14 protein-coding genes are annotated in these 15265 nt (G+C 70.9%); 7 read left to right on the forward strand and 7 right to left on the reverse strand.

Annotated elements, in window-relative coordinates; all coding sequences use genetic code 11:
• Positions 1-24 precede the first annotated feature (24 nt).
• From AB0K36_RS08120 to AB0K36_RS08130, 3 genes are all read right to left on the reverse strand, one after another.
• Positions 25-1551, reverse strand: coding sequence for a class I adenylate-forming enzyme family protein (locus AB0K36_RS08120; protein WP_364589959.1), 1527 nt, complete (start codon positions 1549-1551; stop codon positions 25-27).
• An 84-nt stretch (positions 1552-1635) separates the two neighbouring features.
• The gene (locus AB0K36_RS08125) at positions 1636-2265 is read right to left on the reverse strand and encodes an HAD family hydrolase (protein WP_364589962.1); all 630 of its coding nucleotides are present in this window, start codon (positions 2263-2265) and stop codon (positions 1636-1638) included.
• Between the two features lie 10 nt (positions 2266-2275).
• Positions 2276-3475, reverse strand: coding sequence for an acetyl-CoA C-acyltransferase (locus AB0K36_RS08130; protein ID WP_364589965.1), 1200 nt, complete (start codon positions 3473-3475; stop codon positions 2276-2278).
• A 368-nt stretch (positions 3476-3843) separates the two neighbouring features.
• Between AB0K36_RS08130 and AB0K36_RS08135 the strand changes: the two genes are divergently transcribed.
• Both AB0K36_RS08135 and AB0K36_RS08140 read left to right on the forward strand, forming a co-directional pair.
• Positions 3844-4716, forward strand: a complete 873-nt coding sequence (locus AB0K36_RS08135; RefSeq protein ID WP_435877817.1) for an alpha/beta fold hydrolase — start codon at positions 3844-3846, stop codon at positions 4714-4716.
• Between the two features lie 5 nt (positions 4717-4721).
• Positions 4722-5543, forward strand: coding sequence for an SCO6745 family protein (locus tag AB0K36_RS08140; RefSeq protein WP_364589970.1), 822 nt, complete (start codon positions 4722-4724; stop codon positions 5541-5543).
• A gap of 140 nt (positions 5544-5683) precedes the next feature.
• Here the strand turns inward: AB0K36_RS08140 and AB0K36_RS08145 are convergent, their stop codons facing one another.
• Together AB0K36_RS08145 and AB0K36_RS08150 are read right to left on the reverse strand one after the other, a co-directional pair.
• Positions 5684-6037, reverse strand: coding sequence for a DUF6336 family protein (locus tag AB0K36_RS08145; protein WP_364589972.1), 354 nt, complete (start codon positions 6035-6037; stop codon positions 5684-5686).
• A 121-nt stretch (positions 6038-6158) separates the two neighbouring features.
• On the reverse strand, positions 6159-6746 hold the full coding sequence (locus AB0K36_RS08150) for an isochorismatase family protein (RefSeq protein ID WP_364589974.1): 588 nt from the start codon (positions 6744-6746) through the stop codon (positions 6159-6161).
• 241 nt (positions 6747-6987) lie between these two features.
• On the opposite strand from AB0K36_RS08150, the gene AB0K36_RS08155 reads away from it, so the two are divergent.
• Positions 6988-7797 (forward strand): N-formylglutamate amidohydrolase, encoded by an 810-nt coding sequence (locus tag AB0K36_RS08155; protein WP_364589976.1) that lies wholly within the window; start codon positions 6988-6990, stop codon positions 7795-7797.
• Between the two features lie 42 nt (positions 7798-7839).
• Here AB0K36_RS08155 and AB0K36_RS08160 read toward each other — a convergent pair whose 3' ends face one another.
• Entirely contained in the window at positions 7840-9717 is a 1878-nt protein-coding gene (locus AB0K36_RS08160; RefSeq protein WP_435877816.1) for a rhamnogalacturonan lyase, read from the reverse strand.
• Between the two features lie 434 nt (positions 9718-10151).
• On the opposite strand from AB0K36_RS08160, the gene AB0K36_RS08165 reads away from it, so the two are divergent.
• The 3 genes from AB0K36_RS08165 to AB0K36_RS08175 all read left to right on the forward strand — a co-directional run bounded on the left by AB0K36_RS08165 (position 10152) and on the right by AB0K36_RS08175 (position 12411).
• Positions 10152-11267 carry a hypothetical protein gene (locus tag AB0K36_RS08165; RefSeq protein ID WP_364589978.1) on the forward strand — a complete coding sequence of 372 codons (1116 nt, stop codon included), beginning with the start codon at positions 10152-10154 and terminating at the stop codon, positions 11265-11267.
• Positions 11268-11464: 197 nt separating this feature from the next.
• A complete protein-coding gene (locus AB0K36_RS08170) occupies positions 11465-12004 on the forward strand; it encodes a TetR/AcrR family transcriptional regulator (protein WP_435877818.1) in 540 nt (179 codons plus the stop codon).
• On the forward strand, positions 12001-12411 hold the full coding sequence (locus AB0K36_RS08175) for a DUF6069 family protein (RefSeq protein WP_364589984.1): 411 nt from the start codon (positions 12001-12003) through the stop codon (positions 12409-12411). The genes AB0K36_RS08170 and AB0K36_RS08175 overlap by 4 nt, the downstream gene beginning before the upstream one ends.
• A gap of 301 nt (positions 12412-12712) precedes the next feature.
• Here AB0K36_RS08175 and AB0K36_RS08180 read toward each other — a convergent pair whose 3' ends face one another.
• Positions 12713-14620, reverse strand: a complete 1908-nt coding sequence (locus tag AB0K36_RS08180; protein WP_364589987.1) for a cellulase family glycosylhydrolase — start codon at positions 14618-14620, stop codon at positions 12713-12715.
• A gap of 133 nt (positions 14621-14753) precedes the next feature.
• Here AB0K36_RS08180 and AB0K36_RS08185 point away from each other — a divergent pair, with 133 nt between their 5' ends.
• Positions 14754-15017, forward strand: a complete 264-nt coding sequence (locus tag AB0K36_RS08185; RefSeq protein WP_364589990.1) for a GlsB/YeaQ/YmgE family stress response membrane protein — start codon at positions 14754-14756, stop codon at positions 15015-15017.
• Positions 15018-15265 lie beyond the last annotated feature (248 nt).

Here is a 15265-nt window from a genome sequence, read left to right on the forward strand (position 1 = left end):
CATCTCGTCCGTCGCGACGGGTGTTCAGTGGCGGCGGGCGCGTACGTCGCCGGCGCCGGGCTCTCGGGTCAGCTCCGTACGGTCGATGGCACGCTTGAGGATCTTCCCGCTCGGGCCCTTGGGCAGCGCGTCGACGAACCGGATGATGCGCGGGACCTTGTAGGCGGACAATCGCTCCCGTGTCCAGCTCGACACCTCAACGGCACCGAGGTCCGAGCCGGGCCGGGCGGCGACGAGCGCGGCGACCTCCTCGCCGTAATGGTCGTCGGGAACACCGATCACGGCTGCCTCGATGATGTCCGGGTGCTCGTACAGGACTTCCTCGACCTCTCCGGGGTAGACGTTGTAGCCGCCACGAATGATCAGGTCTTTGATCCGGTCGACGATGCGCAGGTCGCCGTCCGCGTCGGTTTCCCCCAGGTCACCGGTCCTGAACCAGCCGTCGGGCGAGATCGCCGCAGCGGTGTCCGCGGGACGGTTCCAGTAGCCGCGCATCACCGTGGGCCCCTTGATGTGGATCTCGCCGACGGTACCCGGCGGGCACTCGCTCCCGGCGATGTCACGCACCTGCACCTGCAGCCGCGGGACCGCCCGCCCGGTGTACCCGGTCTTGACGCCGGAGTCGATGTCGTTGAAGGTGCCGAACGCGGTGGTCTCCGTGAGCCCATAGCCTTCGAGGATGGTGCAGCCGAACCTGGCCTCGAAGGCGCGGGCGATCTCCCCGGGAAGGGACGCACCGCCTGAGACGGCGACGCGGAGCCCGGCGAAGTCCGCCGGATCCGCATCACCCGCCGCGTGCAGCATCGCGTTCCACATGGTCGGTACGCCGGCCATGATGGTGAGCCGGTCGCGGCGCAGCATCTCCAGCATCGACGCCGGGTCGAATCGGGCCTGCAACGACATCGAGCCGCCCACGGTCAAGGTCGCCATCATGACCGACGCCTGGCCGAACACGTGGAACAGTGGGAGCCCCGTGCCGGTCCGGTCGGCACTCGATCCGCGGCTGCACTCGGCGCCGATCTCCCCGGCGGACAGCAGGTTCCCCACTGTGAGTTGGGCACCTTTCGGCCGCCCTGTCGTACCTGAGGTGTACAGGATGGCCGCGGTCTCGTCCCAGTCCCGGTCCACGATCGCGGCAGGGGCGGCATCGGTGACCGTCGCGCCGGGGGACAGCGTCCAGGAGGGCACCTCGAGCGACGCGGCCGCTTCCGCGACGGCGGGGCCGAGGGCGTGCCATGTGATCGCCAACGAGCACCCGGCGTCGCCGAGGACGTACTCGGCCTCGGCTCGGGTGGACATCGTGTTGACCGGCACCACGACACAGCCCGCGGCCTGGATCCCGAGGTAGGCCACCACGAACTCGGGCACCGACGGCGCCGCCAGCAGCACCCGGTCCCCGGGGGACAGGCCCGCGGCCGCCAAGGCGCTCGCGTACCGTGCGCTCGCGTCGCGCAGTTGCCGGTAGGTCCATTGGTCCGCGCCGCCGCGCAGCGCGATGTTGTCGGGAGTTGCGGCCGCGTGGCGGCAGACCGGGTCGAGAACACTGGCCATGGGCGGTGCCTTCCGGGGATGCGAGCAGGTGACGCGGTGCGGGTCCAGGCATGACCGATCTCCCGCGACCGGGCGATCGATCGGTCAGGCGATGATCCTGAAGCGTTCGGCGAGTTGGCGGCGGGTGTCGGAGGCACCGGTGTGCAGTACGCCCTCGATTCCGATCCGCGCCGCTCCGTCGAGGTTCTGCTGCAGATCGTCGATCATGACTGCTTCCTCGGGGTTGACGCCGAGGCGTTCACATGCGATCACGTAGATCCGCCGGGAAGGTTTGCGGATCCCGACCTCGGCGGAGATGACGACCGCGTCGGCCACGGCGGCGAGGTCGACACCGTCGTAGGTTCCGGTCCCGAACGAATTGGATACCAGCGCAACGGGATATCCGGCGGCACGGAGATCGTCCAGCAGGGCGAGCACGTCCTGATCGATCGACATTCCTGCTTGCATCCGTGCCGTGAGCCCCTCCGCCTGTACGTCGGCGCCGTGGACGCGCAGACGCTCGGCGAATCCTCTCTCGAAGGCCTCTGCGTCGATACGGCCTGACTCGTGATCGGCCAGGAGGGTGCGTGAGGGCTGATCGCGGCTCAGGAGGTCGAGCGGCAGGCGCGGGTCGCCGCCGAGCGAGGCGCCGAAGTCGGTGAAAGCACGCAACACACTGGAGGTGATGACCCCGCCGAAGTCCACGAGCACCGCGGTTCGGGCCTTCTCCGTCACGCTCGGCACCTCAGACCACCTCGAACAGCCCGGCCGCGCCCATCCCGCCGCCGACGCACATCGAGATCACCACGTACCTGACGCCACGGCGCTTGCCCTCGATCAGGGCGTGCCCCACCAGGCGGGCACCGGTCATTCCGTACGGATGTCCGACCGAGATTCCGCCGCCGTCGACGTTGAACCGCTCCGGGTCGATGTCCAGTTCGTCACGGCAGTACAGCGCCTGGGAGGCGAACGCCTCGTTGAGCTCCCAGAGACCGATGTCGTCGATGGTGAGGTCGTGCTGCTTCAGCAGCTTCGGAATGGCGAAGACCGGACCGATCCCCATCTCGTCCGGGCCGCAACCGGCAACGGCCATGCCGCGGTACACCCCCAGCGGCTCGAGTCCGCGGCGCTCGGCTTCCTTCGACTCCATCAACACCGACGCCGAAGCCCCGTCCGACAACTGAGAGGAGTTGCCCGCCGTGACGCTGGACCGCACGGTCACCTGACCGTCCGGCAGCACCGGCGCCAACCCGGCCAGGCCCTCGAGGGTGGTCGACGCGCGGTTGCCCTCGTCCCGGGTCAGAGTCACGGCCTCGTCCCGCACCTCCCCGGACTGCTTGTCCAGGACCTTCTTGACGCTGTCGAGCGCGACGATCTCCTGGTCGAAGCGTCCGGCCTCCTGCGCCGCCGCGGTCCGCTGCTGCGACACCAGCGCGAATTCGTCCTGACGTTCCCGGCTCACGCCGTAGCGTTCGGCGACGATCTCCGCCGTCTGCAACATCGGCATGTAGATGCTCGGCCTGTGCTCGACCAGCCAGGGATCCGCCATGCGGTGGGTGTTCATCCGGTCGTTCTGCACCAAGGAGATCGACTCGACACCGCCGCCGACAGCGACCTGCATCCCGTCGCCGACGATCTGCTTGGCGGCCGTCGCGACCGCCATCAGACCCGACGAGCACTGCCGGTCGATCGTCATCCCCGGCACGGCGTCCGGAAGTCCGGCACGCAGAGCGGCCTGGCGGGCGACGTTGCCACCGGAGGACCCCTGCTGCATGGCACAGCCGAGGATCACGTCCTCGACCTCACCTCCCTCGAGCCCCGCGCGCTGCACCGCGTGCGAGAGGGCATGGGCGGCAAGTTCCTGCGCCTGGGTGTCGTTGAACGCGCCGCGGTACGCCCTTCCGATCGGCGTCCGTGCCGTCGAAACGATGACTGCTTCCCTCATGTCGACTCACTGCTTCCTGTCGGTCCGGTTCGTCCGGCAGCTTCAGGGCCGATGTCCCGAGCTCCCTGAGCCGGACTCGAGGTCGGCCTTTCCGCTTGCCACCTGGGGCGCTGCGAGCAGTCAGCGACCGCCTCCCCGTTTCCGAGGACGTGCGCCACGAGCCCGCAGAGTGACGGGAGCCAGCCTCCCGTTTGGTTATAGTTGAATCTGGCGTCAGGTTCAACCATGCCCCTGGCGCAACACCGCCCGATAAGCACCGCATGCGATCGCCGTCGCGGGACTGCGCGCGCGCCCTCGACCTTGACAATCCATTTCCACGACTGGAGGCTGACCGACCAGTCGGTATGAAGGGGCGGAGCGTGACCGAGCTGAGCATCTCCACTGCTGCGGGTGTGTTCGACGCGATCGCGGCGGGCCCACCCGAGGGCCGCCCGGTGCTGTTGCTGCACGGCTTCCCACAGACGGGACTGGCGTGGCAACGGCAGATCGCGGCGTTGGCGGAGCACGGCTACCGGGTGGTGGCACCCGATCAGCGCGGGTACTCTCCCGGGGCGCGCCCCGAACGGCCCGAGGACTACCGCATCGGCGCCCTGGTCGACGATGTGCTCGCCATCACGGAGGAACTGGGCTGGGCGTCCTTCGACCTGGCAGGCCATGACTGGGGAGGCGCGGTGGCCTGGTGGACCGCCGATGCCCACCCCGGCCGCGTACGCACCCTGACGGTTGTCTCGACGCCGCACCCCGGGGCTCTGGCCACCACCCTGCGTACCGACCAGGACCAGCGAGAACGGTCGCGCTACATGATCGATTGGCGCGAAGCGCCCACGACTGAAGAACGCATGCTCGCAGACGATGCCGAGGCGCTTCGCGCGTCTTACGCCGGAAAGGTCCCGCAGGACAGTGCCGAGGCCTACGTGCGGCACCTGTCCCGACCGGGCGCTCTCACCGCGGCGCTGAACTGGTACCGCGCCGGCCGCCCCGAGGGCGCGATCGGCGTCGTCGAGGTCCCCACGTTGTACGTCTGGAGCACGGAGGACAGCGCCTTCGGCCCGGCGGCCGCGCGGGAAACCGGGCAGTGGGTGGGCGGGCCGTACCGGTTCGAGGTCCTCCAGGGCGTCAGCCACTGGGTCCCGGAGGAGGCGCCCGAGACGCTGAACCGCTTCCTGCTCGACCATCTGCGAGCGCACGACGATCACGGAAACACAGCGAAGTCCCCGACCGCCGACTTCCGGAACAGGTGACCCCCATGAAGACAGCGCGAGCAGCCTGGCGCCGACTCGAGCCGGTACACGCCATGATCTACTTCGCCCCCGAGGGAAGGCGACGGTACGCGGAGCTCGGGCTGAGCGGACGCGCCGGGTACTTCGCCTCCCGGAGCGCCGCCTTCGGCCGAGCATCCGCCGAGCTGGTGATCTCGACCTTCTACAACTTCAACCCCGATTTCGTCCGGCAGGCGGTCGACGGGGCCTGGGACGCGGCGACACCCCAGCAGGTGCTGGACGCTCGGCACGCCGCCGCGAGCGAGGCCCTGCGACGGGCCGGGATCCACCAACTCCCCGCTCTGGACGAGGTCCTGGCACTGACCCGCCGGGCCGCCGAGGCTGCCTGCGGACACCCGCAGGGCCGCCCGCTGTTCGCCGCCCATGCCGCGCTGCCCTGGCCGGAGGAACCGGTACTGCAACTGTGGCATGCCCAGACCCTGCTCCGGGAGTTCCGTGGCGACGGCCATATCGCATGCTTGCTGAGCGAGGGCGTCGGGGGCTTGGAGTCCCTGATTCTGCACGCTGCCACCGGGGACGTTCCCGTCGACTTCCTCAAGGCAAGCCGCGCGTGGCCCGAGGAGGAGTGGGCCGAGACCGCGGAGCGCCTGCGCACACGAGGTCTCCTCGAGGGCGACTCCCTCAGCCCGGAAGGCGTACGCCTGCGCACGCACATCGAGGACCGTACCGACCGCCTGGCCCTTCCCGCCTACACCGCCCTGGGTGACGCCGACTGCGATCGCCTCGCCGAACTCGCGAGCCCCTTCGGTCGCACGGTCGTCGACGCCGGCCTCCTCCAGATCGGCTGACCGAGCCCTCACACCCCATCCGTTTCGGGGTGATCGGCTCGAACTGGGCGGCCATGGCCGACAGCCAGCTGCCGTACGCCGCATCGTCGAGGTGGTAGAGGCCCACAGCCCCGGGGCAACAAGGGCGAGCACACCGGTCCTCACGAGCGCGGTGCCATGATCGTGACCCCGTCCTTCTGGCCGACGATTGGGCGCCAGTCGCGCCAGCGCCTGATATCACCGGAGCACACCGCCCAGAAGAAGGCCCCGAAGATGATGCCGCCCCCGGCGGACACGGCGGAGAACCCCGCAACGACGGACAGGAACGTCTCGCGGTCATGGTGGTCCGTGACGAACAGCATCGCCGCGGCGAGCAGAGCGACTGCGACGATCCCATACACGGCCCCGCGCACGACGACGTCCTTGAGGCGCAGCCTCGGCAGGCGGACGCCGTCCTCGTCCGTGGCAGGTCGAGAGGCCGGCGACGAGTCGGTCAGCCGGGTGTCCGCTGTCATGGGCGGCACGCTACTGGAGCGCCCTCGGCAGACCCGCCGTGCGGCTCGACGACCGCTCGGCGGCGTGGGGCCGTGCCGTCGCCTCGCCGCATGGTCGCGGGCGGGCGGTTCGATGCGGCCGTCAGCGGAGTCCTTGAGGAGGCAGGGCCGTGAAGTGCACGTCCGACGCGTGCGCCGTGATCTCGACGTCGCTGCCGAGGGCCCACTCGGCGACCCGTGAGACCGTGGCGGCGGGAATCGCGTCGCTGATGCCGGGCGCCGCCGGGATGTTCTGCGTCGCGTGGGCGTCGTGCGGCAGGACGACCCGATAACCGAGCGCGAGGGCCGTACGTGCAGTCGCCTGGACGCACATCTCCGACATCACACCGCAGACGGCGAGCGACTTCACGCCCGAGTCGGTGAGCAGGCTCCCCAGCGACGTCTGCGCGAAGCCGTCGTCCTGCGGTTTGCGGATCACCACCTCCGTGGGGCCGTTCCGGACGGGGTGGTGGAGCTCCCAGCCCGGGGTGTGCGGTTCGTCCTCCGACCCCGCGGGCCCGTCGTTCTGCAGGTGGACGACGAGCGCCCCGCTCTTCCGCGCCCGCGCTATCAGGTCGGTCGTCCGGTCCACCAGCCGGGCCGCGTCAGGGACGGCTCCGCCGCCGGTGACGAACGCCGACTGGACGTCGACCACGATCAAGGCCTCTACGGGGAGGGGGAGATGAGTCATGCGGCCCATCATGTCCGTCGCCGGTACGCACCTCCACCGGATTGCGGACCGCCCTCGCCGGCTCTCGTGAACGGGCCGTGCGGCCGGGCCCAGGGCTCCGTCCAGGGTCCGGCGGTCGTTGTCGTACCCCGCCGTTAGAGTCGGTGGAGATCGTCAGCGCCGTCACGGCGACCGGGCATCTCCATGGCGGAGAGGCGCGCTGCCTCCCCGAGTTCGAACCACCCACAGCAAGGAACACCTCGTGAACGTCACCAGCACCCCGGCGTCCTTCCAGCTCCTTCCCGGGGCGGCCGACTCCCCCGTGATCCTGCACGTCCCGCACTCCGCTCGGGCCGTGCCCGACGGCGTACGCGCCGGCATCGTGCTGGACGACGAGGCGCTCCAGCTGGAGCTCGACCACATCACCGACTCCCACACCGCCGAGATCGCCGCGGGGGCCGCCGGGTCCGCGACCGTCCCGCCCTGGCGATTCGTCAACGGGCTCTCACGTCTGGTCGTCGACCCCGAGCGCTTCCCCGACGAGCGGGAGGAGATGCTCGCCGTCGGCATGGGCGCCGTCTACACGCGGACCACGCACCGGGAACAACTGCGCCCGTCAGGCTTCGACCCGGCGGCGCTGATCGCCGGCTACTTCGTTCCGTACGCGCGGGCCGTGACCGAAGCCGTGGACGCCCGGCTGGACGCCGTGGGGCGGGCGGTCGTGATCGACGTGCATTCGTATCCGACCGAGCCCCTCCCGTACGAGCTGCACGGCGAAGGTCCCCGGCCTCCGATCTGCCTCGGCACGGACTCCTTCCACACGCCGCCGGAGCTGCTCGCCGCGGCGCGGAAGGCGTTCTCGGGCTTCGGCGGCACCGGGCTGGACAGCCCGTTCGCGGGGACGTACGTCCCGCTGAAGCACTACGGCCAGGACCGGCGGGTCAGCGCGCTGATGATCGAGATACGCCGCGACGTCTACATGTCGGAGCCGGGCGGCCCCGCCGGGCCGGGCCTCGATGCCCTGGCCGCGGCGCTCGCCGAACTCGTGGACGCGGCGGGCGCCTCGGCCTGAGCGCGCCGGTCCCGGGCCGTCGGGCGGCCCGGGACCCCGTCGTCACCTCCCGAGGAAGTAACCCGGATGCGGCGGCTGGTTGTAGGCGGTGTTCTGCCAGGCCAGGCCCGTGCGGTACATGCGGTCCTGGAGCAGGGTGGTGAACCGCTTGTCCGTCTCGATGGGCGTGGAGTAGATCCGCAGGGCGGTGTCGCCGGTCGTCGGCCAGACGACCTCCTCGCGCCAGTCGCCCAGGATGTCGCCCGAGAGCGACGGAGTGGACTTCGTACCGTTGTTGGAGTGCACACCGGACGCCGTCAGCAGCCTCGTCTCGCTGCTCGTGCCGTACTTGTCGATGCGGGTGCCGTCGAGCAGTTCGCGCGTCGTGTCACCGTCCCACCAGGCGAGGAAGTTCGCGGACGACGGCTCGCGGCCCCGGGTGGCGCCGTTCTTGTCGCGGATGGAGGAGTCGGCCGCCGACCACATCTCGGCTCCGGCGTTGCCCGACCAGATGTCGCCGGCCACGCCGCGGCCGTTGTCGCTGCCCGTTCCGGTCTTCCAGCGGACACTGCCGTTCGCCGGGTCGATGTACAGCGAGGACGGCTGGCCGGCCGACTCGGAGACCTTGAAGTACTCGAGGCCCGGGTCGTCCGGGTCCAGGTCCGCCAGGTGCTGGGCGTCTCCGTGGCCGGTGCGGGTGGTCCACAGTCCGCTGCCGTTGTCGTCGACGGCCATCGCGCCGTAGACGATCTCGTCCCTGCCGTCGCCGTCCACGTCGCCGATGGAGAGGCTGTGGCTGCCCTGGCCGTCGTAGCCCTTGCCCGAGTTGGTGGAGCTGTTGGTGTCGAAGGTCCAGCGGCGGGTGAGCCGGCCGTCCCTGAAGTCCCAGGCGGCGATGACGGACCGGGTGTAGTAGCCGCGGGCCATGATCAGTGAGGGTGTGCTGCCGTTCAGGTACGCCGTGCCGGCCAGGAAGCGGTCGACCCGGTTTCCGTAGCAGTCGCCCCAGTTGCACACGGTGCCGCGGGCGGGCACGTAGTCCACGGTGGAGACCGCGGCTCCGTCCGATCCCCGGAACATCGTGAGGTACTCGGGACCGGTCAGGATCCGGCCCTCGCTGTTGCGGTGGTCCGCACCGGAGTTGCCGATCACCGTGCCTGTGCCGTCGCGGGTTCCGTCGGCGGTCTTCATCGCCACCTCGGCGCGGCCGTCGCCGTCGTAGTCGAAGACCTGGAACTGGGTGTAGTGCGCGCCCGACCGGATGTTGCGGCCGAGGTCGATGCGCCACAGGCGGGTGCCCTCGAGGGTGTAGCCGTCGACGATGGTGTTTCCGGTGTAGCCGGCCTGGGAGTTGTCCTTGGAGTTGGTGGGGTCCCACTTGAGGACGATGTCCAGGTCTCCGTCGCCGTCGAGGTCCCCGACGGAGGCGTCGTTGGCCGCGTAGCCGAAGTCGGAGCCGCCGGCCGGTTTGGAGATGGGTACGTCCAGGTATCCGGCGCGCAGTTGGACAGCGTGTGCGGAGAAGCCCTGCTCCTGGCCGTTGACGACGGCCTTCACCTGGTAGTCGGCGTGGGCCGGCGCGTTCTTGTGCCGGAAGTTCGTGGAGCCGGTGATCGGCTGGTCGTTGACCTTCGTACCGGCACGGTAGACGTTGAACGCCACGTTGTCGGGGTCGCCCGCCAGCAGGCGCCAACTGACGAGGTTGTCCGCCCCGTCGTGCACGCTGACCAGTCCGCGGTCCAGGTTCTCCGCCTGCACGGTGGCGGCGGCCGTGACCGGACCGGTGGCACTCGCGGGCGAAGCCTGGGAGGGGGACGGGGCCGAGAGCGCGAACGAAAGCGTCGCCGCGCCGCCGAGCAGCAGGCCGCCCGCAAGGCCTGCTGCCCCGATCCTGCGCAGATGTCTCGGGCGCCTGTGGCGGCCGTCGAGTCCGATTCGCACGTGTCCTCCTGAAGTGGGGGATGGAAGTCCGGGCCGTTGCTGCACTGTTCGTCGCCGCCGCCCGCGGGAAGGTTGCCGCCTCCTTCGTGAAGAAGTCGCCGCGGCGCGTGCCGAGTCGGGGCGCAGCGCCGACCGCAGCGCCCACCGCCCGCACCACGTCGCGCCGCGTCGTGCCGCGTCGTGCCGCGTCGTGCCGCGTCGTGCCGCGTCGTGCCGCGTCGTGACGCGTCGCGCCCAGTCGCACGTGTCGGGTCACGGACGGGACGGGGTGGGTCGCGGGCGGGGTAAGTCACGGTCAGGCCGGCCCCACGCCGTGGTGGATGCGGCCTTCCGGACATCGTCGCTCTGCGACAGACTTGGGTCTTGGGCAACGACAGGCTCCGGCGCCGCCGCCCGGCGGGTGGCCAGGCGCTTCCGTGGAGGGGGACTCTGCGATGGCCGACGAACCGAACGACGAACTGCCCGACGACGAATTGCCCGACGACGAGGTGCTCGCGGCCGTCGCCGAGCACCGGGGACGTTCGGGCGGTGACACGGAACCGAAACGCCTGGCGACCAGCGCCAGGATCGAGCACCAGCCTCTCCTCGACTGCACCGTCACCCGCTGCATCGAGTCGCGGACGACGGGCGAGCAGACCCGCCCCGCGCCGTTCGACCTGTCGGGACGCCCGGTCGTCGACGACCTGGACGCCTTTCGGCAGGCCCCGCCGAAGGACCTGCGCCGGCGTGAGACCGTGCACGTCGTTCTGGACGGCTCGGTCCGTGAAGTGCCGTGCCACGACTGCAGCAACGGCAAGCAGCAGTGCGCCAACTGCAAGGGGACGGGGCGCCTGCACTGCGAGCCGCAGGTGCCGTGCACGGACTGCAAGAGCGTCACTTCCTGCACCAAGTGCCGCGGGCGGGGAGGATCACGCAAGGCTCCCGTGACGCCCGTCGCGCCGCAGAAGGTGAAGCGGCCCGGCGTACGCGTCGACTGCGCCCTGTGCGAGGCGCCCGGCACGGCGTGCCCGCGCTGCCTGGGCTGGGGAAAGACGCTGTGCACCGACTGCGGCGGTGACGGCAAAGTGAAGTGCCGGCACTGTCAGGGACGGGGACGGTGGAGCTGCGAGACATGTACCGGCAAGGGGCGCCTCACCGTCTGGCGGGGCGCGACCATCACGCGGGCGCCCGAGGACGAGGACGTGACCGCCCCGCCGCCGCGTGCTCCGTGGATCATCCGGTCACGGCTGAAGGACAAGGGTGCGTGGCGGGAGACCGTGGTGGGGGCGAAGGGCCGCTTGCCCGAGGATCTCGCCGCGCACCATCGTGCCGCGATCGAGAGGAGCCTCGTCAAGAAGAGGGGCGAGGTGACCCGGCAGGTCTCGATCCGCCACCTTCCGCTCGCACGGGTGGTGCTGGCGGACGAGCCGGACCGCGTCTATTACGTCTACGCGGGCGTGACCCGGCCCCAGGTGACCTGGATCCCGTCGCGCCGCTGGGTCTCGCGTGTCGCCGCGGGGGCAGCCGCCGCCATGACGACGGCGGTGCTGCTGTTCGTCGCCCTGCGGTAGTGCCTCCAGCCGTAGTTGTGGATCCCGGCGGGCTGCCGTCGACAAGCAGCCGAGAACGGGAAAAGTGTGCGGAGTGAGGACTCACTCATTGACGGAGTGAGTCCTCACTCCGTAGGCTTGTGGTCATGACAGCCCCTGAGCAGAACCAGACCACCCGCCGCCGCGCCCCCGGCATGTCGCCCGAACGGCGCCGCGAAATGATCATCCAGACCGCGATCCCACTGATCGCCGAGTACGGCGCCGCGGTGACGACCGCGAAGATCGCCCGCGCCGCGGGCATCGGCGAGGGCACGATCTTCCGGGTCTTCGCCGACAAGGACGAGCTGCTGCAGGCCTGCGTGGCCGAGGCGCTCTCCCCCGAGCACGCGGTCCGCGAGCTCGACGCGATCGACGTGTCCCAGCCGCTGCCCGACCGGCTCGCGGAGGCGGCGGAGGCGCTGCAGGCGCACATGTCCAGGATGGGCGCGATCGCCGGCTCGCTGGGGCATCGCGGCGGCAAGCACCCCGGCACGGTGCGCGGCGCGGGCCGCGACGAGTCGACGACCCGTATCCGCGCGGCCCTCGCCGAGCTGCTGGAGCCCGACAAGGCCGCCCTGCGCCGGCCGCCGGAGCAGATCGCGGCCCTCTTCTTCGGGCTGCTCTTCGCCCAGCCGCGTACGGAGGACGAGCCCGACCTGACCCCGCAGGAACTGGTGGAGGTCTTCCTGCACGGGGCGCTCTCGGGGAGCGCCAAGTGAGCGCGCGGACAAGGCGCCTGGGGGTAACGGCCCTGGCCGTCCTGGCCCCCGTCCTGGTGTGGCTGGTCGCGGACCCGCTGCTGGGGCACCGGCTGCGGATCGCCGACGGCGAGCAGACGCTCGACCTCGGCGCCGTGCCCGTGGCGGTCGTCGCACTGCTCGCGTCGCTCTCCGGCTGGGGACTGCTGGCCGTCCTGGAGCGGTTCGGGAAGCGGCGCGCCCGTGCCATCTGGACCGGGGTGGCCGGCGCCGTGCTGGCCGCGTCCTTCCTGCCGTTCTTCGGCGACGGCATGGACGGCGGCACCCGGGTCTCCCTCGCGCTGATGCACCTGGCGGTGGCGGCGGTCCTGATCCCGGGGCTGGTCGTCAGGTCCACCGAGGCGGGAGCCGATGCCGCCAGGGAGTGACAGCCGGCTCCAAGTAGCCGGCGAACAGCACCAGACAGGGGCAGCGCCTGCTGGAGCGGCGCGGGGCGTGTGAGGTCCGCACCGAACGAGACGGCGCCCTCGGCCCCAGTCGCGAAGGCCGTCCTCCTCCCGTCGCTGTTCGCCGCCCCCTCCCCGTCCGTCCGAGGCAGTGCCCGCTCGCGAGACCGGGAGCAGGGGGCGCCATGCCGCGGACCGCGATGTAAGCCCCCTGGCCGATGTCGAGGCGGGCGGCCAGGCCCTTCCCCGCGCGTACGGGGGCACCGATTCCCCGCCTCCCGGCTCAGTGCAGACCCTCCGCCCACCGCGTCAGTTCCGCACGGGCCGCCCGCAGCAGATCGGCGGAGGGCGTCGTCGCGCCGTCCGTCACCAGAGCGACGTGGAGGCCCGGGTCGCCGCCCCGCGCGGTGAGCAGGAGGCGGCGGCTGCCCGTGCCGCCCGGTTCGGGGGCCACCGCCACCGGCGTGCCTGGTTCGTACGAGGGGAGGCCGTGCAGCGCTCCCAGGTCGGAGACCACCGTCGTACGGGCCGGGTCGAACGACGCCGGGAGGTGGAGCTCGGTGGGGGCGGACGTGCCGTCCGGACGCCACAGCAGCACCCCGTACCGGCCGGTGCCGACCAGCTCCGCGAGGCGTGGCATCGAGGCCGGGACCGGGTTCCAGGTGAGCGTGGTGGAGCCGTCACGGGAGCGGTCCTCGTAGGTGTATCCGACGACGCGGCCCGCCGTCGCACTCGGATAGAGGCGGTCGAGGAGCCGTGCGTCCTGGCGGAGCACGGCGGCGCCCGAGTCGTCGAGGCGGACGGCGGACAGGTCCTCGTCGTTCCAGGCGTCGCCCTCGGTCAGGACCTTGTCCGGGTTGCCGTTCATGAGCTCGTGGTGGCGGCCGTTGTAGATGTCCCACTGCCACTGCGTACCGGAGAGGACCTGGCCGGAGTCCTGCGGCCGTGACCACCACGTGCCGCCCGGCAGACGGGAGTCGAGGGCCTGGTACATCGCCTTCAGCACGCTCGGGGCCTTGTCGGCGACCGCCCCGGCCAGGGGATGCCCGAACTCGCTGACGATGCCCGCCGTACCGGCGGCGGCCGCCCGGTCGCGGACGGTGGCGAAGTCGCCCGCGTACTGGCCGTCCTTCGCCTTGCCCCACATGAAGACGCCCGAGATGGCCTTCTGGTCGTAGAAGTGCGTGTTGAAGACATAGCGGGGGCCGAGGGCGGAGCCGGCGTCGAGGAGGCCGCCTTCCTGCCGCTGGAAATCGAGGTTGGCGTTCCAGAAGAGGTTGGGTTCGACGAAGGCGGGTTTGTCGCGCCAGCCCGCCTGGTCCATCCGGGCGCGGAACTTCTCGTAGAACGGCCAGAGCACGTCCCGTTCCCAGGCGCGGCTGCTCTGGCCCGGTTCGTACGTCCCCGCGTGCGGTTCGTTGTACGGGTCGAATCCGGCGATGCCCGCGAACTCACCGGGGGTGAGATGTTCGGCGAGGTACGCCATCACCGACCGGGCGGTGTCGAGGAAGGCGTCCTGGACGCCGCCTCTGTTGTGCCAGAAGTCGTACGTGGCCTGGGTGACGGCCTTGTTCTGTGTGATGTTCTGGCCCCAGAACAAACAGACTCCGCAGGATTCACGCGGGTAGTTCCCCTGCGCCACGGCCCATGCGGGTGCTCCGTCGCCGGTGTACCAGCTGTCCTCGTGGAAGAGGTGGCGGGAGTAGAGGTCCTGGTGGAAGTCGGGGTAGACGCGGATACCGGCCCGGAGGAAGACCCGCAGCTGTTCGGTGACGGCGGCGAGGTAACGCTCGTCGACGCGGCCGCGGACCGGTTCCGCGTATGCCCAGGAGAGCAGGAACCTCGCGGTGTTGGCGCCGCCGAGTCCCCGCATCGCGGCCGCGGACTTCTCGGCGTCGGCGACGGAGGCGAAGGGCAGGCCGCCGTTCTCGTCGAGCTTGGTCCCGCCCGAGACGTTGTAGCCGCGCAGCACGACCTCGCGGCCGAGCCCGTCGGTGAAGCGGCCGTCCTCGACGGTGAGGGTGGCGGCGGCCCGCTCGTCGAACCAGAGGCCGCCGGGCAGCCGGTCAGTGGGCAGCCGGTCGGCGGCGGTGGCCGTGGCCGTGGCCCGGGACGCTTCGGCGCCCGTCAGCGAGGTGCTCACGAGAACCGCGGCCAGGAGAACGAGCAGACGCGCACGCATCTTCGCCATGCCCGACACCGTGACTGACGGATCGTCAGCTTGTCAACGCCCGGGTCATCAGCACGCCCCCAGGGGAACAGGCGTGCTCCGAGCCATGAGGGGCACCTGTATCACGACACAGAACAACAGGAAGGGTACGATCATGGAGATATCCGGCATCATCAGCGCGATCCTCATCGGCACCCTGATCGGCGTGCTCGGACGGCTGGTGGTACCCGGCCGGCAGCACATCGGTGTCCTGTGGACCATCGTCGTCGGGATCGCCGCCGCCTTCCTCGGCACCGCTCTCGCCGCCGCGTTCGGCGTCGCCGACACCGACGGCGTCGACTGGGTCGAGTGGCTGTTCCAGATCGCACTCGCCGGGGTGGGCGTGGCGGCGCTGAGCCGCGCGAAGGCGCTGCGCTGACCGGGAGCCCTGACGTCGCCCGCGTGAAGGCCGGCGGTCGGCCGAGAGCGTCGCAGGCGAGGTGGATCTTGCTGGTCAGGCCGCCTCGGACGCGTCCGAGTGCGGGCCGCCGGAGCCCCGTTCCGGGCTCCGGCGGCGTGCCGGTGAACACGGACGATGGTGGAATCGACCGACACCGGCCCGTCGATGTCCCCGGGCCGCGTCCGCCTGCGGCCGGGCGACCACGAGCATCCGCTCGGACATGCCGC

Source organism: Streptomyces kurssanovii, from assembly GCF_040677245.1.
GTDB lineage: Bacteria > Actinomycetota > Actinomycetes > Streptomycetales > Streptomycetaceae > Streptomyces > Streptomyces kurssanovii.

What these genes read in the sequence shown, in the direction of transcription:
- AB0K36_RS08120 (WP_364589959.1), bottom strand. Translation starts at nt 1,551, where the DNA reads ATGGCCAGTGTTCTCGACCCGGTCTGCCGCCACGCGGCCGCAACTCCC.
- AB0K36_RS08170 (WP_435877818.1), top strand. Translation starts at nt 11,465, where the DNA reads ATGATCATCCAGACCGCGATCCCACTGATCGCCGAGTACGGCGCCGCG.
- AB0K36_RS08140 (WP_364589970.1), top strand. Translation starts at nt 4,722, where the DNA reads ATGAAGACAGCGCGAGCAGCCTGGCGCCGACTCGAGCCGGTACACGCC.
- AB0K36_RS08180 (WP_364589987.1), bottom strand. Translation starts at nt 14,620, where the DNA reads ATGGCGAAGATGCGTGCGCGTCTGCTCGTTCTCCTGGCCGCGGTTCTC.
- AB0K36_RS08165 (WP_364589978.1), top strand. Translation starts at nt 10,152, where the DNA reads ATGGCCGACGAACCGAACGACGAACTGCCCGACGACGAATTGCCCGAC.
- AB0K36_RS08130 (WP_364589965.1), bottom strand. Translation starts at nt 3,475, where the DNA reads ATGAGGGAAGCAGTCATCGTTTCGACGGCACGGACGCCGATCGGAAGG.
- AB0K36_RS08185 (WP_364589990.1), top strand. Translation starts at nt 14,754, where the DNA reads ATGGAGATATCCGGCATCATCAGCGCGATCCTCATCGGCACCCTGATC.
- AB0K36_RS08145 (WP_364589972.1), bottom strand. Translation starts at nt 6,037, where the DNA reads ATGACAGCGGACACCCGGCTGACCGACTCGTCGCCGGCCTCTCGACCT.
- AB0K36_RS08150 (WP_364589974.1), bottom strand. Translation starts at nt 6,746, where the DNA reads ATGACTCATCTCCCCCTCCCCGTAGAGGCCTTGATCGTGGTCGACGTC.